General features: G+C 73.8%; 19 protein-coding genes. 8 read left to right on the forward strand and 11 right to left on the reverse strand.

Annotated features, from left to right (window positions below; genetic code table 11):
- The 5 genes from AB0M46_RS29490 to AB0M46_RS29510 form a co-directional block, all read left to right on the forward strand.
- Nucleotides 1–575 (forward strand): SbcC/MukB-like Walker B domain-containing protein (locus AB0M46_RS29490; protein ID WP_363341158.1); only part of this gene is annotated, 575 nt, incomplete at its 5' end.
- Entirely contained in the window at nucleotides 572–1,507 is a 936-nt protein-coding gene (locus AB0M46_RS29495; protein ID WP_363341160.1) for a hypothetical protein, read from the forward strand. The genes AB0M46_RS29490 and AB0M46_RS29495, both read left to right, overlap by 4 nt.
- A gap of 221 nt (nucleotides 1,508–1,728) precedes the next feature.
- A complete protein-coding gene (locus AB0M46_RS29500; protein ID WP_363341277.1) occupies nucleotides 1,729–2,571 on the forward strand; it encodes a DNA-3-methyladenine glycosylase 2 family protein in 843 nt (280 codons plus the stop codon).
- A gap of 102 nt (nucleotides 2,572–2,673) precedes the next feature.
- Nucleotides 2,674–3,789 (forward strand): ATP-dependent DNA ligase, encoded by a 1,116-nt coding sequence (locus tag AB0M46_RS29505; RefSeq protein WP_363341162.1) that lies wholly within the window; start codon nucleotides 2,674–2,676, stop codon nucleotides 3,787–3,789.
- Nucleotides 3,790–3,848: 59 nt separating this feature from the next.
- On the forward strand, nucleotides 3,849–5,441 hold the full coding sequence (locus tag AB0M46_RS29510) for an alpha/beta hydrolase (RefSeq protein ID WP_363341164.1): 1,593 nt from the start codon (nucleotides 3,849–3,851) through the stop codon (nucleotides 5,439–5,441).
- Between the two features lie 542 nt (nucleotides 5,442–5,983).
- Here AB0M46_RS29510 and ligD read toward each other — a convergent pair.
- Nucleotides 5,984–6,997, reverse strand: a complete 1,014-nt coding sequence (gene ligD / locus AB0M46_RS29515) for a non-homologous end-joining DNA ligase (protein ID WP_363341166.1) — start codon at nucleotides 6,995–6,997, stop codon at nucleotides 5,984–5,986.
- Nucleotides 6,998–7,090: 93 nt separating this feature from the next.
- Entirely contained in the window at nucleotides 7,091–8,176 is a 1,086-nt protein-coding gene (locus tag AB0M46_RS29520; RefSeq protein ID WP_363341168.1) for a hypothetical protein, read from the reverse strand.
- A gap of 181 nt (nucleotides 8,177–8,357) precedes the next feature.
- Between AB0M46_RS29520 and msrB the strand changes: the two genes are divergently transcribed.
- Nucleotides 8,358–8,765 (forward strand): peptide-methionine (R)-S-oxide reductase MsrB, encoded by a 408-nt coding sequence (msrB, locus tag AB0M46_RS29525; protein ID WP_363341170.1) that lies wholly within the window; start codon nucleotides 8,358–8,360, stop codon nucleotides 8,763–8,765.
- Nucleotides 8,766–8,790: 25 nt separating this feature from the next.
- On the opposite strand, the gene AB0M46_RS29530 is transcribed toward msrB, so the two are convergent.
- The 9 genes from AB0M46_RS29530 to AB0M46_RS29570 all read right to left on the reverse strand — a co-directional run bounded on the left by AB0M46_RS29530 (nucleotide 8,791) and on the right by AB0M46_RS29570 (nucleotide 18,448).
- Complete coding sequence (locus AB0M46_RS29530) at nucleotides 8,791–9,384, reverse strand: hypothetical protein (RefSeq protein WP_363341172.1); 594 nt, start codon at nucleotides 9,382–9,384, stop codon at nucleotides 8,791–8,793.
- A gap of 37 nt (nucleotides 9,385–9,421) precedes the next feature.
- Nucleotides 9,422–9,853 carry a GNAT family N-acetyltransferase gene (locus AB0M46_RS29535; RefSeq protein WP_363341174.1) on the reverse strand — a complete coding sequence of 144 codons (432 nt, stop codon included), beginning with the start codon at nucleotides 9,851–9,853 and terminating at the stop codon, nucleotides 9,422–9,424.
- A 55-nt stretch (nucleotides 9,854–9,908) separates the two neighbouring features.
- A complete protein-coding gene (locus tag AB0M46_RS29540) occupies nucleotides 9,909–11,264 on the reverse strand; it encodes an FAD-dependent oxidoreductase (RefSeq protein ID WP_363341176.1) in 1,356 nt (451 codons plus the stop codon).
- Nucleotides 11,265–11,277: 13 nt separating this feature from the next.
- Nucleotides 11,278–12,297, reverse strand: a complete 1,020-nt coding sequence (locus AB0M46_RS29545; protein ID WP_363341178.1) for a hypothetical protein — start codon at nucleotides 12,295–12,297, stop codon at nucleotides 11,278–11,280.
- A gap of 57 nt (nucleotides 12,298–12,354) precedes the next feature.
- A complete protein-coding gene (locus AB0M46_RS29550) occupies nucleotides 12,355–12,819 on the reverse strand; it encodes a GNAT family N-acetyltransferase (protein ID WP_363341180.1) in 465 nt (154 codons plus the stop codon).
- A gap of 5 nt (nucleotides 12,820–12,824) precedes the next feature.
- Nucleotides 12,825–14,339 (reverse strand): dGTP triphosphohydrolase, encoded by a 1,515-nt coding sequence (dgt, locus tag AB0M46_RS29555; protein WP_363341182.1) that lies wholly within the window; start codon nucleotides 14,337–14,339, stop codon nucleotides 12,825–12,827.
- A gap of 12 nt (nucleotides 14,340–14,351) precedes the next feature.
- Nucleotides 14,352–15,221: a class I SAM-dependent methyltransferase gene (locus AB0M46_RS29560; RefSeq protein WP_363341184.1), complete on the reverse strand. Its 870-nt coding sequence runs from the start codon at nucleotides 15,219–15,221 to the stop codon at nucleotides 14,352–14,354.
- Entirely contained in the window at nucleotides 15,221–17,602 is a 2,382-nt protein-coding gene (locus AB0M46_RS29565) for a hypothetical protein (protein WP_363341186.1), read from the reverse strand. The genes AB0M46_RS29560 and AB0M46_RS29565 overlap by 1 nt, the downstream gene beginning before the upstream one ends.
- A 93-nt stretch (nucleotides 17,603–17,695) precedes the next feature.
- Nucleotides 17,696–18,448 carry a TetR/AcrR family transcriptional regulator gene (locus AB0M46_RS29570; RefSeq protein WP_363341188.1) on the reverse strand — a complete coding sequence of 251 codons (753 nt, stop codon included), beginning with the start codon at nucleotides 18,446–18,448 and terminating at the stop codon, nucleotides 17,696–17,698.
- Nucleotides 18,449–18,515: 67 nt separating this feature from the next.
- Between AB0M46_RS29570 and AB0M46_RS29575 the strand changes: the two genes are divergently transcribed.
- Nucleotides 18,516–19,460 carry an ATP-binding cassette domain-containing protein gene (locus tag AB0M46_RS29575; protein WP_363341190.1) on the forward strand — a complete coding sequence of 315 codons (945 nt, stop codon included), beginning with the start codon at nucleotides 18,516–18,518 and terminating at the stop codon, nucleotides 19,458–19,460.
- Nucleotides 19,453–20,214, forward strand: coding sequence for an ABC transporter permease (locus AB0M46_RS29580; protein WP_363341192.1), 762 nt, complete (start codon nucleotides 19,453–19,455; stop codon nucleotides 20,212–20,214). The genes AB0M46_RS29575 and AB0M46_RS29580 overlap by 8 nt, the downstream gene beginning before the upstream one ends.
- The last annotated feature ends 7 nt before the right edge of the window (nucleotides 20,215–20,221 follow it).

Below are 20,221 nucleotides of genomic sequence, written 5' to 3' on the forward strand. Positions count from 1 at the left end.
GCCGCATCGAGGAGCGCCGGGCCGACGCCGGGAAGCTGCGCGAGCAGGCCGGCGCCACCGCCCGCGAGAGCCAGGTCGCCCGGGCGCTCGCCCAGCACCTGCGGGCCGACCGGTTCGAGCGCTGGCTGCTCGCCGAGGCCCTCGACACCCTGGTCGAGGGCGCGTCGCAGACCCTGCGCGAGCTCTCCAGCGGCCAGTACGACCTCGGCCACGACAAGGGCGAGTTCTACGTCGTCGACCACCACGACGCCGGCCTGCGCCGGGCCGTGCGGACCCTGTCCGGCGGCGAGACGTTCCAGGCCTCCCTCGCCCTCGCGCTGGCCCTGTCCGAGCAGCTGGCCGGGCTGTCGACGTCGTCGGCCAGCCTGGAGTCGATCGTGCTGGACGAGGGCTTCGGCACGCTCGACGCGGCCACCCTCGACACCGTCACCGCCACCCTGGAGAACCTGGCCGCCCGCGGGGACCGGATGGTCGGCGTGGTCACCCACGTCGGGGCCCTCGCCGAGCGCATCCCGGTGCGCTTCGAGGTGCGCCGCGACGCCCGCACCGCGCGGATCGAGCGGGTGGGGCTGTGAAGCTCCACGTCGATGCCTGGGATCCGGCGTACGGGCAGTCGTTCGACGCCGCCGACGGCCCGCAGGCGCCGAGCACGGCCCAGATCCAGCCCGACGTCGAGCTGCCGGCCCGGGCATGGCGGGCCGTCGACCCGCCCACCGGCCTCGAGGCACCCGGCACGGTGCTCATCGTCGACGGGGTGCAGCGCGTCGACGCCCGGGTGTGGATCACCGACGACGCCGGGACCACCCACCCCGGCGTGGCCGCCTCCTACGCCGCCGGGGTGGTGCGCTGCGAGCTCGGCCGCGGGGTGGCGCAGGTGGCCACCACGCGGATCGAGCGCGGGCTGTTCACGCCGCTGGAGCAGCTGCCGCCGATCGTGGCCGGCAACATCCGGTACCCGGGGCGGCGGGTGTCCCGCGGCGAGCCCAAGGACCTGGCGCTGGGCGTGCAGCGGCACATGCGGGCGCTGGAGGTCGGGGTGTCGAACGAGGAGCGGGCCGACGGCGACCTGCTCATCGTGGACGGGCCGCTGCAGGAGCGGGCCCACCTGCCGCGGGCGCTGGGCTACATCAAGACGCACCGGGCCGAATACCTGCCGGCCGAGCTGACCGCCGTGGTCACGTCGCTGCGGGGCGGGCAGCGCACGCCCGTGTTCGTGCTCGGCACCTCGTGGCACCGGTTCGCGTGGTACCTGCGGCTGCCCGGGCCGGCCGGGGCGCCGTGGAACGGGATCGTGCGGGCGGAGTGCTCCGCCGACCTCACCCCCTCGGCCGCGATCGACCTGGCCCACCTGTCGGCGGTCACGCTGCCGCGGTTCGCGTCGCAGGCGTACAAGGATCCGCGGGCGCCGCAGAATCTGGTGCCGATCGCGGGGCTGGAGCGTAAGCTGCGCGCCATGCTCGGCGACGCCCGGCTGCTGCACCGGGCCCTCACCCGGGTCGCAGCATGACCGCCGGAGCGAAGCGGAGGCGGGCTTGCTGCGCACTTGCCTTGGTCCTTGCTCCTAAAGGCAGGACAGCATGACCGCCGGAGCGAAGCGGAGGCGGGCTTGCTGCGCACTTGCCTTGGTCCTTGTTCCTGAAGGCAGGACAGCATGAGCGGCCGCTTGGATTTTGCTCCTCAAGGTAGGACGGTGTGAGGGTCCCGGCGCTGTATGACCTGGCCGGCACCATGCGCGGCCTGGCGCTGGTCCAGGGCGACCCGACGCTGTCGATCGGCCGGTCCACCGCGTGGTTCGCCACCCGTACACCGCTCGGGCCCGGGACGTTGCGCATCGACCTTTCTGCCGGCTTCACCGCGTATGGCCCTGGGGCCGACTGGCTGCTCGAGCGGGCCGAGGCCATCGCCGGGCTGCGCGACGACGTCGACGGCTTCGCCGAGCTGGCCCGGCAGCACCCGCTCGTGCACCGGCTCGCCCGGGAGCACGCCGGGCTGCGCATCGGGGCCACCGGGCGGGTCTTCCATCACCTCGTGCCGGCGATCATCGGGCAGAAGGTGAGCGGCAAGGAGGCCTACGACAGCTACGTGCGGCTGCTGCGGCGGATGTCCGAGCCCGCGCCCGGGCCGCAGGAGGGGTTGTTCCTGCCGCCCGACCCGGCGGTGATCGCGGCGACGCCGTACTGGGCCTTCCACCCGCTCGGCATCGAGCGGAAGCGGGCCGACACGCTGCGCCGGGGCGCGGCCGCCGCGGCCGCGCTGGAGCGGTGCGGGGACGCCGCCGCCTGCACCGCCCGGCTGGTCTCCATCGCCGGGATCGGGCCGTGGACCGCGGCCGAGGTCACCCGGGCCGCGTACGGCGACGCCGACGCGGTCTCCGTCGGCGACTACAACATCAAGAACAGCGTGGCCTTCGCGCTGACCGGGGCGGCGCGCGGCACCGACGAGGAAATGCTCGAGCTGCTGGCCCCGTTCGCGCCGCACCGCGGGCGCGTGTGCGCGCTCATCGCCGCCGCCGGCATCGGGGCCCCGCGGTTCGGGCCCCGGATGCAGCTGCGGTCCTTCGCGCGGTTCTGAAAACTCGCTGATCGCCGGCGCCGGCATCGGGGCCCTGCGGTTCGGGCCCCGTCCTACGCGCGGTTCGGAAACTTGTCGTACCCGTGTGGTTGACTTGGGCCCGTGGAGCTGCCAGTCCTGCCACCCGTGGAGCCGATGCTCGCCAAGAGCATCCCCAACCTGCCCAGCGCGCCCGGCATGAGCTACGAGCCCAAGTGGGACGGGTTCCGGTGCATCGTGTTCCGCGACGGCGACGAGGTCGAGCTGGCCAGCCGCGGGGGCAAGACCCTGACGCGCTATTTCCCGGAGGTCGTCGAGCAGGTCCGGGCCCAGCTGCCGGCCCGCTGCGTCGTCGACGGGGAGATCATCGTGATCCGGCGCGACCACGGCGAGCCGAAGCTCGACTTCGAGCTGCTGGGCCAGCGCATCCACCCGGCCGCCTCCCGGGTGCGGCTCCTGGCCGAGCAGACGCCGGCCTCGTTCGTGGCCTTCGACCTGCTCGCCATCGGCGATGAGTCGCTCATGGGTGAGGGCTACGCGCGGCGGCGGGCCCGGCTCGTCGAGGCGCTCGCCAAGGTCGAGCCGCCCGTGCACGTCACCCCGGTCACCACCGACATCGAGGTGGGCCGCGACTGGTTCGAGCGCTTCGAGGGCGCCGGGCTGGACGGGGTGATCGCCAAGCCGGCCGACGGGATGTACGAGCCGGGGAAGCGCACGATGTACAAGATCAAGCACGCCCGGACGGCGGACGCCGTGGTGGCCGGCTTCCGCTGGCACAAGGACGGGCCGATCGTGGGATCGCTGCTGCTGGGGCTGTATGACGACGACGGGCGGCTGCACCACGTCGGGGTCGCCGCGTCGTTCACCCGCGAGCGGCGGGCCGAGCTGGTGCAGGAGCTGGCGCAGTATCGCGAGGACGTCGTCGACCACCCGTGGAACTGGGCCGGCCAGGCCCCCGGCACCGCCGCCGAGAGCCTGGAGTCGCAGCCGGCCGACGCGGGCACGCGGCTGCCCGGCGGGGTGAGCCGCTGGACCGGCAAGAAGGACCTGTCGTTCGTCCCGCTGCGCCCGGAGCTGGTGGTCGAGGTGGGTTACGACGCGATGGAGGGCGACCGGTTCCGCCACACCGCCCAGTTCAAGCGGTGGCGCCCCGACCGGGACCCGACATCGTGCACCTACGAGCAGCTGGAGCGGCCGGTGCGCTTCGACGTCGAGTCCGTGCTGGCGGGCCGTCCGTGACCCCCTTCGCATTGCTGCTTCATGGCGTTCGGTCACCTCGCCGCCCGGCTCCCGCCTCGGTGCCGCGGACGGTCCGGCTGCGGCGGCGGCTGGCGCGGTTCGTGCCCGCCCTCGCCGCGGCGGTGCTCCTGGCGGGGTGCACGGTGCCCGATCCGCAGTGGACGCAGCCCACGTCGGGCCGGCCGCTGCACGCGCCGTCCGCCCAGGCCGGCGGCCCCGGCGGGCCGGCGTCGCAGTCCGGCGGGCTCGACATCCCGGCCGCCGCCTGGAAGCCGTGCCCGGACGCCTACAAGGACGTGTTCCCCACCGCGCCGGAGAACACCAAGTTCGACTGCGCGACGGTGAAGGTCCCGCAGGACTGGGCCCACCCGAAGGACTCGGGCACGTTCGACATCGCCATGGTGCGCGGCCGCTCCACCAGCCAGCGCGACCGGGTCGGCTCGCTGTTCATCAACCCCGGCGGCCCCGGCGGCTCGGGCTGGGACTACGGCGTGTACCGCTCGGTGTACCTGCCGGCCGAGATCCTGCGCCGCTTCGACATCATCGGCTTCGACCCGCGCGGCATCGGCCGCTCCTCCCCCGTCAAGTGCTTCTCCGACGCCGACCTGGACCAGAACTTCGGCCTCGACCCCGACCCGGCCACCGACGCCGGCTACCAGCAGACCGTGGCCCTGACCCGGAAGCTGGCGCAGAGCTGCGGCGAGAAGTACGGCGACAAGCTGCGGCTGTTCTCCACCGAGCAGGCGGCCCGGGACATGGACGCGCTGCGGGCCGCGGTCGGCGAGCGGCAGCTGACCTACCTGGGCTACAGCTACGGCACGCTGCTCGGCGCCGTCTACGCCCAGCTGTTCCCGAAGAACGTCCGGGCCCTGGTCCTCGACGGCGCCGTCGACCCGACCCTGTCGGCCCAGGCCTCGGCCGAGAAGCAGGCGGCCGGCTTCGAGCTGGCGTTCAGCAACTTCAGCAAGTGGTGCGCCGCCAACGCCCCCAGCTGCCCGATCGCCCCCGACGCCCGGGCCGTGGTGATGAAGGCGATCGCCGACGCCCGCGTCTCGCCGGTCAAGGGTGCCGGCCGGGACGCCACCGCCGGGTGGGTGTTCACGGCGGTGGTGTCGTCGCTGTACAGCGAGTCGTCGTGGCGCCTGCTGGCCCAGGCCATGCAGGACCTGCGCAACGGCAAGCCGGACAAGATGTTCCGCCTGGCCGACGCCTATGCCGAGCGCGACGCCGAGGGCCACTACTCCAACATGTTCGACGCCAACTCGGCCGTGAACTGCGCCGACAGCGACGACGTCCCGAGCGTCGAGCAGTCGCGCACGCTCGAGGCGCAGTGGCGCGAGAAGTACCCGCTGTTCGGCGGCCCCCTGGCCCTGAACCTGATCTGCTCGCAGTGGCCGGGCAAGCACGACCCGTACCCGACCGGCCCGGCCACCGGCTCCGCCCCGATCGTGGTCATCGGCACCCTGGGCGACCCGGCCACGCCGTACGAGCAGGCCCCCGCCCTGGCCAAGATGCTGGGCGTCGGCACCCTCGTCACGTGGAAGGGCGAGGGCCACACCGCCTACCCGCAGACCGGCTGCATCATCGACGCGGTCAACCGCTACCTGATCGACCTGCGCGTCCCGCCGCAGGGCACCACCTGCGACAAGTAGCCCGCCCCCGGGCCGCGACCCTGGCCAACCCGCCGGGCCGCGGCCCGCTTCGCCCCGCCGGACCTCGCTCCGCCGTGCTTCGCTCGGCCGAGCTCTTCTTGGCCGGCTCCGGTCCGCTCGACGTCGCTTGGCCCGGCTCGACTCCTCTCGGCTGGGCTTCACTCGGCTCGGCCCGGCTCATCCGGCCCGGCTCATCCGGCCCGGCTCCGCCAGCTCGGCCCGGCTCCGCCCGTCCGGCTCGGCCCGGCTCAGCTCTCGGCTCCGCCCAGCGGATCCGCCCGGCCCGGCTCGGCCCGGCCGGGGCTCGGCTAGCTTCAGCCCGGCACGGCTTGGCTAGCTCAGCTCGGCCCGGCCGGCTCGGCTCCGCCCGAACCGGCTCCGCCCAGCGGCTCGGCCCGGCTCCGCCCAGCGGCTCGGCCCGGCTCCGCCCAGCGGCTCGGCCCGGCTCCGCCCGGCCTGCCCGGCTCCGCCCGGCTAGCTCAGCCCGGCACGGCTCCGCGAGGCTTTGGTGACGGCTGGGCGCGGTCCGGGCCGTCGGGGTGTCAGGCCTCGGCCTTCTTCGCGCGGCTGGGCTGGACGCGCATCGGCTCGCCCGCCATCTTGGGGTACTCGGGCGGGTACGGCATGTCGCCCTCCCCGTTGACGGCGTCGCGCTCGGCCCATTCCAGCAGCACGCTGATGTCGTGTGCGGTGTCGTCGATCCCGGCGTGGGGGTCGCCCAGCTCCGCGAAGCGGACGGGCACGGTGCGCAGGTCGAAGTCGTCCGGCTCGACGTCGCCCAGTTCCTCCCACCGTATCGGCGTCGAGGCGGTGGCCCGTGGGTTGGCCCGCAGCGAGTACGCGCACGCGATCGTCCGGTCCCGCGCCATCTGGTTGAAGTCGACGAACACCCGCTCGCCGCGCTCTTCCTTCCACCACTTCGTCGTCACCAGGTCGGGCCGGCGGCGCTCCACCTCGCGGGCGAGCGCGATCACCGCCCGCCGGGCCTCGACGAATGTCCATTTGGGGGCGATTCTGACGTACACGTGGATCCCGCGGCCGCCGGAGGTCTTCGGCCAGCCGGTGAACCCGATCTCGTCCAGGACCGCCTTGAGCTCGCCCGCCACCACCGCCGCGTCGGCGAAGTCGGTCCCCGGCTGCGGGTCGAGGTCGATCCTCAGCTCGTCGGGCTGGTCGACATGCCCGCGCCGCACCGGCCAGGGGTGGAACACGATGGTCCCCATCTGCGCCGCCCAGGCCACGTGGGCCAGGTCGACGGGGCAGAGCTCATCGGCCTTGCGCCCGCTGGGAAACGCGATCTGCGCCGTCTCGATCCACCCGGGCACCCCGCGCGTGGGCACCCGCTTCTGAAAGAACGCCTCCCCGCCGATCCCCTCGGGGAAGCGCTCCAGCGTCGTCGGCCGATTGCCGAGCGCCCGCATGATCCCGTCGCCCACGGCCAGGTAGTACTCGAACACGTCCCGCTTCGTGAACCCCCGCTCGGGAAACACGACCCGCTCCGGGCTGCTGAGCCGCACCGCCCGCCCCGCAACCTCGATCTCCAGCGCATCGGCCATGCCAAGGACCTTACGCCGCAACCCGCTCCCCCAGGGTCAACCCGAGACCCCGCGCCCCCTCAATGGTCCGGCCGGCGACCCGGGCGCAGACCCTCACCGAGGCCGGCGGGCCGGCTGGGGTCCTGGGCGCGGGCGGCGCACGGCGCGGCCGGCCAGCGTGCGGTCGGGACCGGAGCCGGAGCGGCGGTTGCGCGGGCCGGGCGTGGAGGTGGACTCGGGGTCGTCGTCGCGGCGGCCGAGGCGGGTGAGGTACAGGATGCCGGCGCCGCCGAAGATGAACGCGAAGCCGATCGTGGTCACCAGGGACGAGGACGGGCCGGTCACCGGGAGTTCGCCGACGGACCCTGAGACACCGGAGCCCGTGGTGGTGGTCGCCGGGATGCCGGTGACGCCACCGGCGCCGCCCGGGGTATTGCCCGAGACGCCGCCGCCCGGAGTGCTGCCGCCCGGGCCGCCGCCGGGGGTCGTGGTGCCGCCCTGGCCCGAACCACCGCCGCCCGGGGTGGTGGTGCCGTTGCCCTGGCCGCCGCCGGGCGTGGTGCCGCCGCCCGGGGTGGGGCCGCCCTGACCCGAGCCACCGCCGCCAGGGGTCGTGCCACCGTTGCCGCCAGGGGTGCCGTTGCCCTGACCGGAACCGCCGCCGCCTGGGCCGCCGTAGCCGCCGCCCGAGCCATTGCCGTGACCCGAGCCGCCGTGGCCGGAGTTGCCGTGGCCGGAGTTGCCGTGGCCGCCCGCGCCGCCGCCATGACCCGAGCCGCCATAGCCGGAGTTGCTGTGACCGCCCACGCCGCCACCGTGACCCGAGCCCGTGCCGTGACCCGAGCCCGTGCCGTGACCCGAGCCCGTGCTGTGACCCGAGCCCGTGCCGTGGCCCGAGCCGGGGCCGACCGGGCCGCTGGTGTGGGCGGAGCCGCCGTGGCCCCAGGTTGGGCCGTGGCCGCTGCCGTAACCGGCGTTGTGGGCGGCGCCGTAGCCCGGGTCGAGGCCGGTCGCGGCGGGGTCGGGCCAGGTGGAAGGGGTGGCGGGGGGCGAGGTCTCGGCCAGCAGTTGCAGGGGGCTCGGGGTCGACGGCGCGTCCGCGGTCTCGTGGGAGGCGGCGGCCTGGGCCGGGGTCGCCAGGGCGGTCATGCCTGCGGCGCCCACCGCGCCCACTGCGACGGCCTTGTACAGCAGCCTCATCCTCGTCCAATCCACGCGAGCGTCCGTTGCACCACAAAAGTCCGAATCGTGGCTTTCGGGCAGCCCAACGAGGACGGGCCCACGAAGGATTCGGGCAAGCTGGGGCAAAGGCTGGAAAACCGCACTGTGGCGTTCGTGGGCCGTAATGGTCGGGGCGGGCCTGTGGGCCTAACGTTGAGGCATGACCGAGCCAACTGTCAGCCTGCCCACGACCGACGCGCAGTGGCGGGCGCGGCTGTCGCCGGACGAGTTCCGGGTGCTGCGCCTCGCCGGGACCGAGGCGCCCTGGAGCGGGGAGTACGTCAATACCAAGACCGAGGGCGTGTACCGCTGCCGCGCCTGCGGCGAGCAGCTGTTCACCAGCGACACCAAGTTCGACAGCCATTGCGGTTGGCCCAGCTTCGACAACGCCATCCCCGGCACCGTCAAGGAGATCGAGGACCGCTCGCACGGCATGGTGCGCACCGAGATCCGGTGCGCGCGCTGCGACTCGCACCTCGGGCACGTGTTCCGCGGCGAGCAGATGACCGAGAAGAACACGCGCCACTGCGTGAACTCCCTGTCGATCAAGCTGGACCCGAAGATCTAGCGGGACCGGAAACGACGAAGAGGCATCAGTGCGCGGGTAGCGGGCCGAGGCAGAGCACGACGTCCACCGTCATGCCGTCGACCTTCTTCGAGATGTCGGAGTTGCCCTTCCAGTCCCACGAGTAGCTCTTGTCGGCGCCGGGCACGCCGTGGCAGGCGCCGTCGGCCTGGAAGGACAGCACGTTCTGCACGCGCTTGAGGACCTTGTGGTCGGCCTCCTTCGCGGCGCAGTCGACGCGCTGGGGCTCGGCCGGGTCCAGGTCCACGCAGTCGCCCTCCTTGGCCACGTTGATGGCCTTGGAGGGGTCGACGTCCTTGCCGCCCATGCACACGATCTTGCCGTCGGTGCTGGCCGAGGTGGAGGCCCCGGCCACGTCGGCGCACCGGCCGCCGCCGCTGTCCATCACGGCCAGCACCTTGTACTTCGCCCCCGCGTCGGCGCACGCGACGAGGCGGAACGGCTTGTCCTTGTCGTCGGGCGCGTCGCGGACGCAGTCGCCGGTCTTGGCGTTGGCCACGTTGTCGGCGTTGAGCACGAACTTGGAGTACAGCGCCACCCCGACGACCGCCAGCAGCAGGACGGGCAGCAGCACGAGGTACACCTTCGTGGTCTTGTTCATCGATTCTCCCCCGCTGCGGTGAACGGGGGGAACCCTACTATGCCGCCGGGCGGCGCATCGGCACGTGCTCGATGCCCTCGTCGTCGAACGCCGGGCCGCAGGTGGCGAACCCGAACCGCTCGTACACCCCGGTGGCCCCGGTCTGCGCGTCGAGCACCACCTCCCGGCCCGGGCCGATGTGCTCCAGCGCGTCGGCCAGCAGGCGCCCGGCCAGCCCCCGGCCCCGGTGCGCGGCGGCGGTCACCACCCGGCCGATGCGGGCCCCGCCGCCGGGCTCCTCGAGGACGCGCAGGTACGCGGCCACGGTCCCGTCCGGGGCGTCCAGCCACAGGTGCCGGGTGCCCGGCTCGGTGTCGCGGCCGTCGATCTCCGGATAGGCGCAGTGCTGCTCGACGACGAAGACGTCGCACCGCAGCCGCAGCAGCCGGTAGAGATCGGCGGCGCCGAGCGAGGAGAACGCGGCGATCACGCCAGCACCCCCGCAGCACCAAGCGAACACAAGCCGAGCGAGCAGAACACGGCGATCACGCCAGCGCCTCCGCGGCCTTGCGGGCCGCGATCAGGATCGGGTCCCACACCGGGGCGAAGGGCGGGGCGTAGGACAGGTCCAGCGAGGTCATCTCTTCCACCGTCATACCGTGCCACAGCGCGACGGCGAGGGCGTCGATGCGCTTCGCGGCCCCCTCCTCGCCGACGATCTGGGCGCCGAGCAACCGGCCCGTCGTACGCTCGGCAATGATCTTGGTTTTGATCTTGCGGGCGCCCGGGTAGTAACCCGCGCGGGTCGTGGACTCGGTGACCACGCCGTAGGGGGCGAAGCCGGCCGCGATCGCCTCGGCCGTGCTCAGGCCGGTGCGGGCCACCTCGTGCGCGCAGAGCTTCGACACCGCGGTGCCGACCACGCCCGGGAAGGTGGCGTAGCCGCCGCCGATGTTGATGCCGGCCGCCCGGCCCTGCTTGTTGGCGTGGGTGCCCAGCGCGATGGCCACCGGCCGCTGCGAGACCAGGTGGAAGGTCTCGACGCAGTCGCCGGCGGCCCAGACGCCGGGGACCGAGGTGCGCAGGCGGCGGTCGACCCGGATGCCGCCGGTCTCGCCGATCGCGATGCCGGCGGCCCGCGCGAGGTCGCTGGCGGGCCGGGTGCCGAGGCCGAGGATGACCACGTCGGCCGGGATCTCGCCGCCGGAGGTGTGCACGGCGGTGACCCGGCCGCCAGAGGCGGCGAAGCCCTCCAGGGTCTCGCCGAGGCGCAGCGTGACGCCCTCCTGGCGCAGCGCGCCGGCGATCAGGGCGCTCATGTCGGGGTCCAGGGTGCGCATCGGCTGCTCGGCGGCGTCGACGAGGGTGACGTCGAGGCCGTGGCGCAGCATCGCCTCGGCCATCTCCAGGCCGATGTACCCGCCGCCGACCACGACCGCGCGCCGCGGCCGGTGCCGGTCGAGGTACCCCAGCAGCCGGATCCCGTCCTCCAGCGTCTGCACGCCGTGGATCCCCAGCGCCAGCGCGCCGGGCACCTCGGGCCGCCGCGGCACCCCGCCGGTGGCGATGACGAGCTGATCGAAGGGCTCGCGGTACTCCCGCTCGGGGTCGCGCACCACCACCTCGCGCCGCTCGGTGTCGATCGCCATGACCTCGCTGGCCAGCCGCAGGTCGATGTGCTGGCGCTCGCGGAACTCGGCCGGGTGCCGGGCCACCAGGTCGTCGGGGTCGGTGACGTCGCCGGCCACCAGGTACGGGATGCCGCAGGCCGAGTAGGACACGTGCCGGCCCCGCTCGAAGGCCACGATGCCCAGGTCGTCGGGGCCGCGCCGCCGCCGGGCCTGCGACGCCGCGCTCATCCCCGCGGCGTCGCCGCCGATCACCACCAGCCGTTCGGTCACGGCTCCATTGTGCTCAGTCGTGCCGGCCGGGCGCGGGGATCGGGGCGCCGTTGTCGTCGAAGACATTGCCGGTGTACTGCGTGAGCGTCGTGCTCGTGCTGAGCAGCACCGGGCAGGCGAAGACGGAGCCGCGCCCGAAGCGGTTGCCGGTCACGGCGATGCCGGTCATCGGCGGGCCGCCCTGGTGGGCGAAGTTCAGCGTGCAGCCGCCGCCGTCCAGCCAGCTGCCCTCCACGCGCAGGTCGGTGCTGGTGCCGCCGCCGGTCTGGCGGACCTGCCAGGCCGCGTTGCCGCGCGGGCCGACCACCAGCACGTCGCGGCGCAGCGTGATGCCGCGCTGGCCGACGGTCTCCACCGCGTCGGTCTCGGTCTCGCCGCCGCCCGGCGCGCCGGAGGCGAAGTAGGCCAGGTCGTGCACCCACGAGTCCTGCAGCAGCACGCCGGGCCCGGTCGTGGCCACGCCGTTGACCCCGCCGTGCACGTTGAGGCGGGTCAGGGTGGCGGCCGTGGCCCGGATGCCGTCCAGGCAGGGGCCGGTGGCCGCGGGCGCGATCTCCACGTCCTCGAGCACGGCGCTGGCGCCCGCCTCGATCTGCACGACCGCCCCGCACTTCGCGGCCCCGCCCCGGACGATCGCGTTGCGCAGCGTCACCCGCTTGCCCGTGATGCGGACATAGCCGTGAATGTCCACATCCTCGATGACCTTCCCGTCGGTACCGTACGTCTGATCGCCGTTTACGACGGTCAGCCGGACGCCGGCGATCGCGCCGGTGTTGGACGGCCCGGGCTTCCCGCCGGGCCGGGCCGGCCGGGACGCGGCAACCGATCGGGACGGCGAGGGGGACACCGACCCGAGGCCGACATCCGATACATCGGGCATCTCCGAAATATCGGATTGGACCGGCGCCGCCGCGCTGGGGCGAGGGGCCGAGCGAGGGGCAGGCTGCGTCAGCGGGTACACCAGCACCGCCGCCGCCACGATGACCGCGACACCGCCGACGGCGAGCGCGATCGGGCCCCACCGCATCGTCACGCCCTGTTTCTAGTGGGACACGAGTGACGACGCAAAGCCTGCGGGCGTTGTGCGCCCCTATGCCAGTTCTTTCGACATCTGTACAGACATCGTCTCGTACCCGAGCTCCTCGTAGAGCGCCCGCGCCCCGGGGTTGTGCCCGAAGACGTTGAGCCCGAGCTTCGCCACCCCGCGCCGCTTGAGCTCCTCCTCGGCGGCCAGCATCAGCGCCCGCCCGTGGCCGCGGCGCCGGTGCGCGGGGTCCACCTGCACGTCGTACACCCAGGCCTGGTCGTGTTGCTCGGCGGGCAGCGCGAGCCAGATGCGCCCGACGACCGCCCCGTCGGCGACCCCGTTGAACAGCAGCTGCCCGGGCGTGCCGACGCCCTGCGGCAGCAGCCGGGCGAAGAGCTCCTCCACCTTGGCGTGCACGGACTCGGCGGTGCCTCGCCCGGCCCGCAGCTCGTCCTCAGCGTACTCCCGCTTGAGCGCCGGCGTCATCGCATCCAGCTCGGCCTGGGTCATCGGTCGCAATGTGAGCATGGGGTTCACAGTACGAAAGCGTCCGTCCACAGCTGGCGGGACCGTCCCGACAGCGCGTCGAGCAGGCCGACCGCCTGGCCGTCGGTGAGCGCGGCGACGAAGTCCACGATCGCCCGCCCCCGGGCCATGCCCGCCCGGTCGAGGCGCTCGAGGCCGTAGTCGGCCGCGGTCAGCGTGGCGGTCTCGGCCTCGGCCAGCTCGACGAGGTCGTGCAGCCGGCGGGGCAGCCGGGTCTCCTCGTCGGGGTCGGTGAGCCAGGCGCGCAGCGCCTCGACCAGCCCGGCCAGCAGGCGGGCCTGGCCGCGCTGGTGCAGGGCCAGGTCGGGCCGCTCGAGCACGAACCGGTGGTGGATGAACTTGAGCACCTGCACCTCGTGCCACTGGGCCCGGGCCAGCAGCACGTGCCCGGAGCGCACCGGCGGGTCGGCGCGCACGCGCACGGCCTCGATGAGCCGGCGGGTCCAGCGGGCCGAGAACCGGGCGACGGCCTGCTCGGCGTCGATCGAGCCGTCGAAGGGCGCGGCCAGCAGCCCGTCGGCGAGTTCCGCCCGCACGTGCTCGACGGCGGCCGCGAAGGCCTCGTCGTCGCTGACCCAGCCGTCCTTGCGCACGATGTCCCGGCGCAGCTGCTCGACCGAGCGGCCGGGGTGGCGGGCGGTGGAGCGCAGCTGGGCGTCGCCGAGGGCGCGCAGGGCGGCGGCGTCGCGCTGCCAGGCGACCAGCTCGGCGGCGACCGCGCCCTGCTGCAGCACCCCGACGCGGTGGAAGTCCTCGAGGTCGTGGATGGCGTAGGCGATGTCGTCGGCGGTGTCCATGACCGAGGCCTCGGCGGTCTGCTGCCAGTCGGCGAGCCGGCCGGCGAACGGGGCGCGGGCCTGGCGCACGTCGGCGAGCTCGGTGACGTAGGCGCCGAACTTGGCCGAGCCGACCTCGGGGTCGCCGCCGGCGCCGCGGGGCGTCGGGCTCATGCGCATCGGGTGCGGGTCGGGGTAGGTGCGCCGGGTCCACGGGTACTTCAGCAGCGCCGCCCGCACCGCCGCGGTGAGGTCGAGCCCGATCGCCGCGCCGCGCACCTGGGTGCTGGTGACGATCCGGTACGACTGCGCGTTGCCCTCGAACCCGTCGGGCAGGCCGAGCCGCTCGCGGGCCAGCCGGTCCAGGACCCGCTCGCCGAGGTGGCCGAAGGGCGGGTGGCCGAGGTCGTGCGCGAGGGAGGCGGCCTCGACCACGTCGGCGTCGCAGCCGCCGAGCTTGTCCAGCAGGGCCCGCTGCTCGGGGTCGGCGCCGAGCCGCTCCACGATGCCGCGGGCGACGCTGGCCACCTTGAGGCTGTGCGTGAGCCGGTTGTGCACCAGCAGGCCCGAGCCCCCGGGGCTGATCACCTGGGTCACGCCGGCCAGCCGGGCGAAGAACGGCGAGGCGACGATCCGGTCGCGGTCGGCCCGGTAGGGGCTGCCCGCCAGGTCGCCGGGGGCGACCACGGCCCCGCCGAAGAGTCGTTGCGCGCGCTGGTCGTTCATGGACAAGTTCTATCAAGCGGGCTTGCGGACCTCGATCACGAACCCCGACGCGGCCTGTGCGGCCATCGGGTGGTGCACGAGCAGCAGGTCGAGCAGCTTGAGCGGGGACAGCAGCCAGGTGAGCGGCAGGATGACCCGGTAGAGCCGCCGGCTGCCCAGCGACAGCACCATGGCCAGCCACTCCTGCAGGACCCACAGCATGCCGGAGGTGGGCCCGGCGCCGACCCGCACGCCGAGCACCTCGAAGGCCCCGAACTGCTCGCGCAGGCCGACCTCGGTGAAGCGCTGGAAGTCGTACGGCGAGGCGTGGAACGGCTGCATGAAGGGCACGAACACGAGCATCCGGCCGCCGGGGCGCAGCACCCGGTGCATCTCGGCGATGTGCGCGGCCGGGTCGGGCACGTGCTCGAGCACCGCGACGCTCACGCCGCCGGCCAGGCTGCCGTCGGCCAGCGGCAGGCGGCGCAGGTCGGTGACCACGTCGACGTTGCCGTAGGAGCCGCCGTCGAGGCACAGGACCCGCTCGTCGCGGCGGTGGGTGCCGCAGCCGAAGTCGGCCACCAGCTCGCGGTCGAGGTCGAAGCTGCGCAGGAAGGGGGCCACCAGCCCCGGGCGCTCCTGCACCGGCGAGAGCAGCCGGATCGCGGCCGGGTAGAGCCGGTGGAGGCGGGTCTTGACCAGCTCCTTGACCCGGTTGAGCGGGTCGGCGGTGAGCTCGCCCGCGCCGAAGCCGCCGAAGTCGAGCCGCTCGCCGTCGCGGCGGCCGGTGGTACCGCAGACCGCGCAGGCCAGCGACGCGTCGAGCCGGGCGTGGCAGCGGGGGCAGGCCAGCACCTCCAAGAGCCGGTCCTGCCTGGTGGTTCCCGCGATGGTTGGCTGCATCACTCCCCCAACTGGTAGACCGCGATGCGGCCGGCGCGATAGCGGAACGTGGCGTAGTCCTGGATCCAGGTGGACGGCAGCAGCAGGTAGCCCTCGTCGACCATGAGCCACTTGACGTGGTACTCGTCGCGGAGCTTGCCGAGCGTCCGGGCGCTCGGGTGGGAGAAGGCGGCGTCGTTGTCGGCGAGCCTCCGGCGGTCCCAGTAGGGCGCGAAGATGGCGTTGACGTGCTCCTCGGCCGCCTCGCGGTGGGCCCGGTCGGTGAAGCCCCAGCCCTCGACCAGGAACCGGCGCTCGGTGTAGGCGGAGAACCAGAAGTGCCGGTTGTCGCAGCCCTGCAGCGAGTTGGGGTCGCCGATGCAGTGGGCGTTGGTGGCCACGAGGTCGTCCGGGGCGGAGTGGTCGCGCAGCCAGCGGCCGGCCTCCTGGGTGCCGGGGGTGACGAAGGTCCTGATCTGCACGACGCCGCGCCAGCCGCCGAGCCGCGAGGCGCGGGTCATCTCGTTGAGGTGCTGCACCGCCGTGCCGAGGCAGGCGCCGGCGAGCATGGCGGCGACGAGGGTCCGCCAGGCCGGGAGGCGGCGGCGGTACATCCACCAGCCGGCCGCCCCGAGCAGCCCGAACGACACCAGGTACGGCCACACGAGCCCCCACAGCGTGACCCACAGGCTGCCGGTGTTCTGCAGCTTCGGGGTGTGCATGCTGCCGAGCTTGTGCACGGCGAGCAGGATGACCAGCCCGGCGCCGATCGCGCAGTACACCTGGCGCAGCAGCCGGCCGGTGTGCAGGCCGCGCGGCGTGAGCAGGACCAGCCCGACCACGGAGGCGAGCGAGAGGTAGGGCCGGGCAGAGACCATGAACCAGCCCTCGGCGCCGGCCTCGTGGCCGAAGACCATGAGCGCGCCGACCCCGGACAGGCCGATGCCGAACATGAGGATCACCGGGTCGGCGGCGATGCCGAGGTCGCGGCGCATCCGCCGGGCGTGCCGGATGGTGGGCGCGAGCCGGCCCAGCCCCAGCAGCCCCGGCCAGATGCAGGCCCAGCAGCAGACGGTCAGGACGGTGACGAGCAGCAGCCGCCACGGCGGGTGCGGGTACTCGGGGGCGGCGAACTTCAGCGTGTACGGCGCCCCGGAGATCTGCGCGAAGTGCAGCGGGTCGATCGCCATGCCCTGCGACGCGCCGCCGAAGAGCACGAACTGGGCGAAGAGCAGGCCGAGGAAGGTGACCCCGGCGGCGTAGAGCGCCCCCGGGTGCACCTTGCGGCGGGTGAGCAGCCGGACGGCGACCACGAGCAGCAGGCCGGCCAGCAGCATCGGCAGGAAGGTGGCCTTGGCCCCGGTGACGGCCGCGGTGAGCACCGTGACGAGCGCCCACCGCCCCTTCGTGTGCCGGGCCATGGCCTCGACGAGGGCGAGCGCGAGGCCGGCGAAGAGCAGCGCGCCGAACGTCTGCGTCGGGCTGGTCCACAGCTGGGCCCGCAGCGACGAGCCGTCCTCGTAGGCGTTGGTGCCGAAGGCGGAGAACCAGCCCTCCAGCGGCCAGTGGTACGGCATCGGGGTCAGCACGAAGAACGTGATGACGGCGGCGGCCGCGCCGGCCCACCACACGCCGGTGAGCCGCCGGCCGAGCACGCCGAGCAGCGCGACCAGCCCGAACAGCATCGGCAACGGCGAGAGGCGCACCAGCAGCACGTGCGGCTCGATGCCGGTGGCCCAGGAGGTGGCGGCCATCTCGGCGTAGACGAACCAGTGGTACAGCACCGGCTGGTCCGACAGCCACGGCGACATGAGCGGCATGTGGTGCTTGGCGTCGCCGATGAGTGCCAGGTGAAAGGGCGAGTCGGCGTCGGGGCTGAGCATGCCGGGCTCGCGCAGGTCGTGCGTGCGGAAGAAGCGCACGCAGCTCCAGTAGAAGACCACGGCGGCGGTGCCGGACAGGATGAGCGACCACCACAGCGGGGTCCGGTCGGCCGGGTCGGCGCTGCCGCGCCAGTGCCGGCGCAGCCGGGGCACGACCGCGAAGGCGGCGAGCACGGCGGCGGGCCAGGCGAGGAACAGCAGCGGGGCGCCGGCGGCGCGGGCCGGGATGTAGGCGAGGACCTCCCCGGCGTAGCCGACGGCCAGGCCGGCGGCGAGGTCCTCGACCAGCCAGCCGGAGCGGCCGCGGATCGCCCGCCAGATCAGGGTGCCGGGCAGGACGACGCCGAGCAGCACGTACCCGGCGAACAGGGCGGTGGTCGGCAGCGGCACGCCGTAGCACTTCAGGCCCGCGGCGACCAGCGCGGCGACGGTCGCCGGCGGCACCCAGGCGAGCGCGGCCCGCCGGGCGGGGGTCGCGGCGACGGCCAGGGGGACGCGCTGCTCGACCGCTGCTGTCACACGCTCCGCCGTTCCTCGAGATGTCTGACGCAACGTATGCAACGCCGGACGGCAGGGTGAGGCAGCGGGTGATTCTTACCCGATGGTGTGGTTTCAGCCGTCCTTCCGCCGGGTCATGTGCGCCTCGAGCCCGTCCAGGAACCGGGCGATGCCGAACTCGAAGTCGTCGTCGGCGGGCTCGTCCGGGTTGTCCAGCGCGCCGGACGCGATGAGGTCGCCGACCGCCGGGAAGCGGACCGGGTCGGCCAGCAGCTTGAGCAGCCGGGCGTAGCCGGCCATGGCCTGCTCGGTGGAGATCCCGCCGCCGCGCGCGGCCGCGTCGATGTCGGCCGTGAGCAGGGCCCAGTTCCGGGTCAGCGCACTGATGGTCATCATGGCCGACAGCCGCTCGTGGTGCGCCAGCGCGGTGTCGCGCATGATCTCCAGGCCGTGGTCCATCCAGGCGATCTGGTTGGGCGTGATCGGGGGGGTGCCGATCGGCACCCGGACCACCCACGGCTGCCCGCGCAGCAGCGCGAGATAGGTGTGCGCGAAGCGGGTCAGCCCGGCCCGCCAGTCCTCGCCCGGCTGGCGGGGCGGCGGCTGGCCGATGGCCGCGTCGACCATGAGGTCCAGTAGGTCGTCCTTGGCCCGCACATAGCGGTACAGCGACATGGTGGCCACGCCCAGCTCGCTCGCGACCCGGGCCATGGAGACGGCGCCGAGGCCCTCGGAGGCGGCGACCTTCACCCCGGCCGCGACGATCCGCTCCAGCGTGAGGCCGGGCCGGGGCCCCTTGCCGGACCGCTCCCGCAGCCCCCAGGCGGCGGCGAGGACCGGCGGAATGCCGACTTCTGACTCACTCATTGACTCGAATCCTACTTCTGCGTATAACGTACGCATAAACTTACGCCATACGCAGAAGGGCTGTCCCATGGAAGTGCCCGCGATCGAGGCGACCGGCCTCACCAAGTCCTACGGCAAGCTGGAGGTCCTCACGGGCGTGGATCTGCGGGTCCCGGCCGGCTCGGTGTTCTGCCTGCTCGGCCCCAACGGCGCCGGCAAGACCACCACCGTGCGCATCCTGACCACGCTCACCCGCCCGGACGCGGGCACCGCCCGGGTGGCCGGGCACGACGTGGTCCGGGACCGGGCCCGGGTGCGCCGCGCGATCAGCCTCACCGGGCAGTACGCCGCCGTTGACGCGCTGCAGACCGGCGCCGAGAACCTGCGGATGATGGCCCGCCTGACCGGCGCGTCCCGGCGCGACGCCCGGCGCCGGGCCGACGAGCTGCTGGAGCGCTTCGGCCTGACCGAGGCGGCGAACCGGCAGGCCGGGACGTACTCCGGCGGCATGCGCCGCCGCCTCGACCTCGCCGCCGGGCTGGCCGGCCAGGCCGCGGTGATCTTCCTCGACGAGCCGACCACCGGGCTGGACCTGACCAGCCGGCAGGCCATGTGGGAGATCGTGGACGAGCTGGTCGGGTCGGGCACCACGGTCTTCCTCACCACGCAGTACCTCGAGGAGGCCGACCGGCTCGCCGCCCGCATCGCCATGGTCGACCACGGCCGGGTGGTCGCGGAGGGCAGCCCGGCCGAGCTCAAGGCCCGCTTCGGCGAGCAGCGCCTCGACCTCGACCTCGCCAACCAGGCCGCGCTCGAGGCGGCCGCGGCCCTGCTCGGCACCCGGGTCGTGCAGCGCGACGACGCCCGGCTGACCCTCGGCGTCACCACCGACGGCAGCGCCGCGCACGTGCGCGCCGTGCTCGACGAGATCGATCCGTCCGGGGCCGCCGTGCGCCGCTTCACGCTGCACAGCGCCACCCTCGACGACGTCTTCCTGTCCCTCACCGCCCGGAAGGAGCCGGCCGTTGTCTAGCACCGCGCTCACCCAGTGGAACGTCCTCGGCGCCCGCGCCCTGCGGCTCGGCCGGCGCAACGCCGAGGCCCTGATCATGTCGATCGCGCTGCCGGTCATGCTGATGATCGTCTTCGTCTACCTCTTCGGCGGGGCGATCCGGACCGGCACCGAGTACGTCACCTACGTCGTGCCCGGCGTGATGCTGCTGTGCGTGTCGTTCGGCTCGGCGATGACCGCGGTCGCCGTGGCCAACGACCTCAAGGAGGGCATCGTCGACCGCTTCCGCACCCTCGACGTCGGCGGCGCCGCGATGCTGTCCGGGCACGTGCTGGCCAGCCTGGTCCGCAACGTGGTGTCCAGCGCGCTGGTCCTGGCCGTCGCCGTGGCCATCGGGTTCCGCCCGAAGGCCGGCGCCGGGCAGTGGCTGGCCGCCGCCGGCATCCTAGTGCTGACCATCGCCGCCGTGTCGTGGCTGTCGGCGGCGCTGGGGCTGCTGGCCGGCTCGGCCGAGGCGGCGAGCGGCTACACCTTCGCGATCACCTTCCTGCCGTACGCCAGCAGCGCCTTCGTCCCGATCGACACGATGCCGTCGTGGCTTCGCGGCTTCGCCGGCAACCAGCCGGTCACCCCGATCACGGAGAGCCTGCGCGGCCTGCTGCTCGACCAGCCGGTGGGCCAGGCGCCGTGGCGGGCCGTGGCCTGGTGCATCGGCCTGGTGATCGTCGCGATCGTCGCCGCCGCGGCGCTGTTCCGGGCCAAGACGAAGTCCTGATTGGTGC

The sequence above is a fragment of the Dactylosporangium sp. NPDC051485 genome (assembly GCF_040682015.1).
Lineage (GTDB): Bacteria > Actinomycetota > Actinomycetes > Mycobacteriales > Micromonosporaceae > Dactylosporangium.